The sequence below is a fragment of the Micromonospora sp. NPDC023633 genome (genome assembly GCF_040640035.1).
Lineage (GTDB): Bacteria > Actinomycetota > Actinomycetes > Mycobacteriales > Micromonosporaceae > Micromonospora.
In genome coordinates, this window is sequence record NZ_JBFABB010000222.1 from 1 (window position 1) to 5,929 (window position 5,929).

Genomic DNA, 5,929 nt, shown 5'->3' on the forward strand with positions numbered 1-5,929 from the left:
GGACCTCCCCTTCGAACAGGTCGTCGAAGCCGTCAACCCCACCCGCAACCTCGCCCACACCCCCCTGTTCCAGGTCATGTTCGCCTGGCAGAACAACGAGGACGTGGACCTGGACCTGCCCGGTGTCGAGGTCACCTCCCTGCCCAGCCCGTGGACCAGCGCGAAGTTCGACCTCACCCTCTCCCTGGCCGAGCACGACGGCCGCATCACCGGCAGCCTCGAGTACGCCACCGCCCTCTTCGACACCGCCACCGCGCAGCGGCACGTCCGCTACCTGCGCCACGTCCTCACCCAACTCGTCGAGGACCCCGACCAGCCGATCGACCAGCTCACCCTGCTCGATCCGGCGGAGCGCCGCGAACTCCTCGCGGCCTGGGACGACGCGACCGCGTACCCGGCCGGGCGGACGATCCCCGCGCTGTTCGCGGAGCGGGTCGCGGCGACACCGGACGCGGTGGCGGTGACCTTCGAGGGGACGTCGCTGACCTACCGCGAACTCGACGCGCGCGCCAACCGGCTGGCCCACCACCTGCGCGAGCACGGCGTCGCCCCCGACACCCTCGTCGCGGTCTGCCTGGACCGCTCACCGGAGCTGATCGTCGCGCTCCTGGCCGTCCTCAAGGCCGGCGGCGCGTACGTGCCGCTCGACCCCACCCATCCCGCCGAGCGCCTCGCCGAACTGCTGCGCGACAGCGCCCCGGTCGCCGTCCTCGCCCACGCCGCGACCCGCGCCACCCTCGACGGCCTGACCACCGCACCCGTCGTCGACCTCGACACCGACGCCCCCCACTGGGCGGACCGACCCACCACCAGCCCCGACCCCGGCACCCGACCCGACCACCTCGCCTACGTCATCCACACGTCCGGCTCCACCGGCCGGCCCAAGGGCGTCATGGTCGAGCACGCCAACGTGGTGCGGCTCTTCTCGGCCACAGCCGGGTGGTTCGGCTTCGGTCCGACCGACGTGTGGACCCTCTTCCACTCCTTCGCGTTCGACTTCTCCGTCTGGGAGATCTGGGGGGCGCTGCTGCACGGCGGCCGGCTGGTGATCGTCCCTCGGCTGGTCAGCCGCTCCCCCGCCGACTTCCACCGGCTCCTCTGCGACGAGGGCGTGACCGTCCTCAACCAGACCCCCAGCGCGTTCCGCAGCCTGATCGCCGCCCAGGCCGACAGCGCGCGGGGGCACCGGCTGCGTACGGTGGTCTTCGGGGGCGAGGCGCTGGACCCGACGATGCTGCGGCCGTGGTACGCGGACGCGCGCAACGGGGGCACCGAACTGGTCAACATGTACGGCATCACCGAGACCACCGTGCACGTGACCTACCGGCCGTTGACCCCGGCCGACGCCGAACGGCCGGGGTCGAGCCCGATCGGGCGCCCCATCGGGGACCTGCGGCTCTACGTGCTCGACGGGCAGCTCGAGCCGGTGCCGCCCGGGGTCGTCGGTGAGCTGCACGTCGGCGGGGCGGGGGTCGCGCGGGGCTACCTCAACCGTCCCGGGCTGACCGCGGCACGCTTCCTGCCCAGCCCGTTCGTCGCCGGAGACCGGCTCTACGCCACCGGCGACCTCGTCCGCCACCGCGCCGACGGCGGTCTCGAGTACCTGGGCCGCAACGACTCCCAGGTGCAGATCCGTGGCTACCGCGTCGAGCTGGGCGAGATCGAGGCCCAGTTGGCCGCCTGTCCCGGCGTACGCGACGCGGTGGTGTCGGTCACGACGGACGCCGCGGGCGAGCCGCGCCTGGTCGGCTACTACACCGCGTCGGTGCGCCGGCTGACGGCCGAGGCGCTGCGGACCCGGCTGGCCGCTGTCCTGCCGGAGCACATGGTCCCGGCCGCGTACGTGCGGGTCGCCGAGTGGCCGCTCACGCCCAACGGCAAGCTCGACCACCGGGCGCTGCCCGCACCCGACGGGTCGGCCTTCGCCACCCGGCACTACACCGAGCCGGTCGGTGCGACGGAGACCGCCCTCGCCGCCATCTGGGCCGAGGTGCTCGGCGTCGAACGGGTCGGCCGGCACGACAACTTCTTCGCGCTGGGCGGGCACTCGCTGCTGGCCCTGCGGGTGCTGGAGCGGATGCGCCGCCACGGCCTGTCCGCCGACGTACGCGCGCTCTTCTCCTCGCCGGTCCTGGCCGACCTGGCCCACGCGGTGGGTGCCGGCGCGGACCGGGCCGACGTGAGCCCGGACCCGATCCCGGCCGGCTGCGACCGGATCACCCCGGACCTGCTGCCGCTGGTGGAGCTGAGCCAGCCGGAGATCGACGCGGTCGTCGCCACCGTGTCCGGCGGTGCGCCGAACGTGCAGGACATCTACCCCCTGGCCCCGGTGCAGGAGGGGATGCTCTTCCACCACCTGATGGCCCGCGACCGTGACCCCTACCTGGTCACCACCGTCCTCCGCTTCGCCGACCGGGACCGGCTGGACCGCTACCGCGCCGCGCTGGAGGCGGTCGTCGCCCGGCACGACGTGCTGCGCACCGCGGTGGTGTGGCACGGGATCAACGAGCCCGTGCAGGTGGTGTGGCGCCGGGCGCCCCTGCCGGTGCAGGAGGTCACGCTCGACCCGGCCGGCGACGACCCGGTGCGGCAGCTCCGCGCACACGTCGACCGGCGGTACGGTCGCCTCCCCCTCGACCAGGCTCCCCTGCTGCGGCTGGTGGCCGCGCGGGACCCCCGCGACGACGGGTGGCTGGTCGTGGAGCTGATCCACCACATCGTCGACGACAACACCTCGCTCAAGCAGCTGCGGGCCGAGGTCCGCGCGTACCTGGCCGGCCAGGGCGACCGGCTGCCGCCGCCGCTGCCCTTCCGCGACTTCGTGGCGCGGATCCGGCGCGGCGCCGACCGGGCCGAGCAGGAGAGCTTATTCCGCCGGATGCTCTGCGACGTCGACAGCCCGACCGTGCCCTTCGGCCTGCGGGACATCCACGGGGACGGGCACACCATGCGGGACGCCCGGGTGTGGCTCGGCCCGGAGCTGACGCTGCGGCTGCGGCGGCGGGCCCAGGCCCTCCAGGTCGGGGTGACCAGCCTCTTCCACGTCGCCTGGGGGCAGGTGCTGGCCCGCGCCAGCGGGCGTCGGGACGTCGTCTTCGGCACCGTGCTCTCCGGCCGGATGGACGGCGGCGCGGGCAACGACCGGGTTCTCGGGCCCTTCCTCAACACGCTCCCCCTGCGGGTCACCGTCGACTCCACCGGCGCCACGGAGTGCGTGCTCCGCACCCACGAGGCGCTGACCGGGCTGATCCGGCACGAGCACGCGTCGCTGGCGCTGGCCCAGTCGTGCAGCGGGGTGGCACCGCCGGCGCCGCTCTTCACCGCCCTGCTCAACTACCGGCACGCCGAGGTGCTGGCCGAGTCCGACACCCCCGCGCCGGAGCCTGGCGCGGACGACCTGACCTACCTGACCGCGCAGGAACGCGGCAACTACCCGCTCGCGCTGGACGTCGACGAGCTGCGGGACGACGTCGTGCTGACGGTCGCCGCCGCTGCCGGGGTGGCGCCCGACCGGGTCTGCGCGATGGTCGCCCGGGCCCTGGCGACGCTGGCCGACGCGCTGGAGCGGACGCCGGACGCGGCAGTGGGCGGGCTCGACGTGCTGCCCCCCGCCGAGCGACGCCGGCTGGTCGAGGAGGGGAACGACGCCACGGTGGCGTACCCGCCGGGGCGCTGCGTGCACCACCTCGTCGAGGCGCAGGCCGTCCGCGACCCGGAGGCGGTGGCCCTCGTCCTCGGCGACGAGCGGCTCACCTACGGCGAACTGAACACGCGGGCCAACCGGTTGGCCCACCATCTCCGCGCGCGGGGCGTCGGGCCGGACCGGCTGGTGGCGATCTGCGTCGAGCGGTCGCTGGACACGGTGGTGGGCCTGCTGGCGGTCCTCAAGGCGGGTGGCGCCTACCTCCCGCTCGACCCGGCCTACCCCGTCGACCGGCTCGCCGCCATGCTGCGCGACAGCACGCCGGTGGCGGCGCTGACCCACGGCCCGGCCCGCGAGCGGCTGCACGCCGCGCTCGCCGGGCTCGACACCCCGGTGGTCGACCTGGACCTCGACGCGGCGCTCTGGGCGGGGCTGCCGGTGACCGACCCGGTCGTCGACGACCTGGGCGCGCACCACCTGGCGTACGTCATCTACACGTCCGGCACCTCCGGCGCCGCCAACGGGGTGCTGGTGGAGCACCGGCACCTCGTGGCCGTCGCCGCCGCCTGGGAACGCCTGCTCGACCTGCGCCCGGGCCTGGTGCACCTGCAGATGGCGAGCTTCTCCTTCGACGTCTTCACCGCCGACGTGGTGCGGGCGCTCGGCTTCGGCGGGCGGCTGGTGCTCTGCCCGCGTTCGCTGCTGCTGGACAGCGCGGGCCTGTACGCCCTGCTGCGCCACCACGACGTGGACTTCGCCGACTTCGTGCCGGCGGTGCTCAACCCGTTGATGGACCATCTGGCGGCCACCGGCGGGAGCCTCGCCGGGTTGGAGACGGTGGTCTGCGGCTCGGACGCCTGGAGCGCCGCCGACGCCGCCCAGCTCCGCGCCCTGTGCGGCCCGCGGGTGCGGATCGTCAACGCGTACGGCGTGACCGAGGCGGCCGTCGACAGCACCCTCCACCTGCTCCCGACCGACGGCCTCGCCGAGGCGACCTGCCTGCCGATCGGCCGGCCGCTGCCCAACGTGCGGGTCTACCTGCTCGACGGCGAGGGCGAGCCGGTGCCGGACGGGGTGGTCGGCGAGCTCCACATCGGTGGCGCTGGCGTGGCGCGCGGCTACCTGAACCGGCCCGACCTGACCGCGCAGCGCTTCCGCGCCAGCCCCTTCGTACCCGGCGAGCGGCTCTACCGCACCGGTGACCTGGCTCGCCGCCTGCCGGACGGGGAACTCGAGTTCCTGGGCCGGGACGACTTCCAGGTGAAGATCCGGGGCTTCCGCGTCGAGCTCGGCGAGATCGAGGCACGGTTGGCGGCCACCGAGGGCGTCCGCGAGGCGGTCGTCGTGGCGCGCCCGGACGCCGGCGGCCACCAGCGGCTCGTCGCGTACGTGCTCACCGGGGCGGGACAGGCGCCGGACGCCGCGCGGCTGCGGGACCGGCTCGCCGGCGAGCTGCCCGACCACATGGTGCCCGCGGCGTACGTCCGGCTGGCCGCGTGGCCGCTGACGCCCAACGGCAAGCTCGACCGGGCGGCGCTGCCGGCACCGGACGGGGAGGCATTCGGCCAGCGCGGTCACGTCGAGCCGGTCGGCCTGCTGGAGACCATGGTCGCCGGCGTCTGGGCCGAGGTGCTGGGGATCGGGCGGGTCGGCCGGCACGACGACTTCTTCGCCCTGGGCGGCCATTCGCTGCTCGCCATGCGGCTGGTCTCCAGGATCCGGCAGGTGCTGGGGCGGGAGGTCTCCCCGGCGGCGCTCTTCGCGGCGCCGGTCCTCTCCGCCTTCGTCGCCCGGCTGACGCCGGACGGGCGCGACGTGCTGCCGCCGATCCGCCCGGTCGACCGGGGCGGCCCGCTGGAGCTCTCCTTCGCACAGCGGCGGTTGTGGTTCCTGGAGCGGCTCGGCGGCCTCGGCCACGCCTACCACATGCCCCTCGCCCTCCAGCTCGACGGCTGGCTCGACCACGACGCGCTGCGGGCGGCCCTGGACGCCCTGGTCGCCCGGCACGAGGCCCTGCGCACCCGCCTCGTGCCCACCGGCTCCGACGTCCATCAGCACGTCGACCCGCCCGGGACCGGCTTCACCCTGCACACGCACGACCTCACCGGGGCGCCCGACGCCGCCGCCCTCCTGGCCCGGCTCCAGGACGAGGAGAGCACCGCCCCGTTCGACCTGACCGCCGGCCCCCTGGTCCGGGGCCGCCTGGTCACCCTCGCCCCGGACCGGCACGTGCTCCTGCTGACGATGCACCACATCGTCTCCGACGGCTGGTCGCTGGGCGTCCTG

At 74.9% G+C, this 5,929-nt stretch carries 1 protein-coding gene; it reads left to right on the top strand.

Annotation, left to right across the window (positions count from 1 at the left end):
* Positions 1–5,929 (top strand): amino acid adenylation domain-containing protein (locus tag AB0G13_RS33665; protein ID WP_357883421.1); only part of this gene is annotated, 5,929 nt, incomplete at both ends.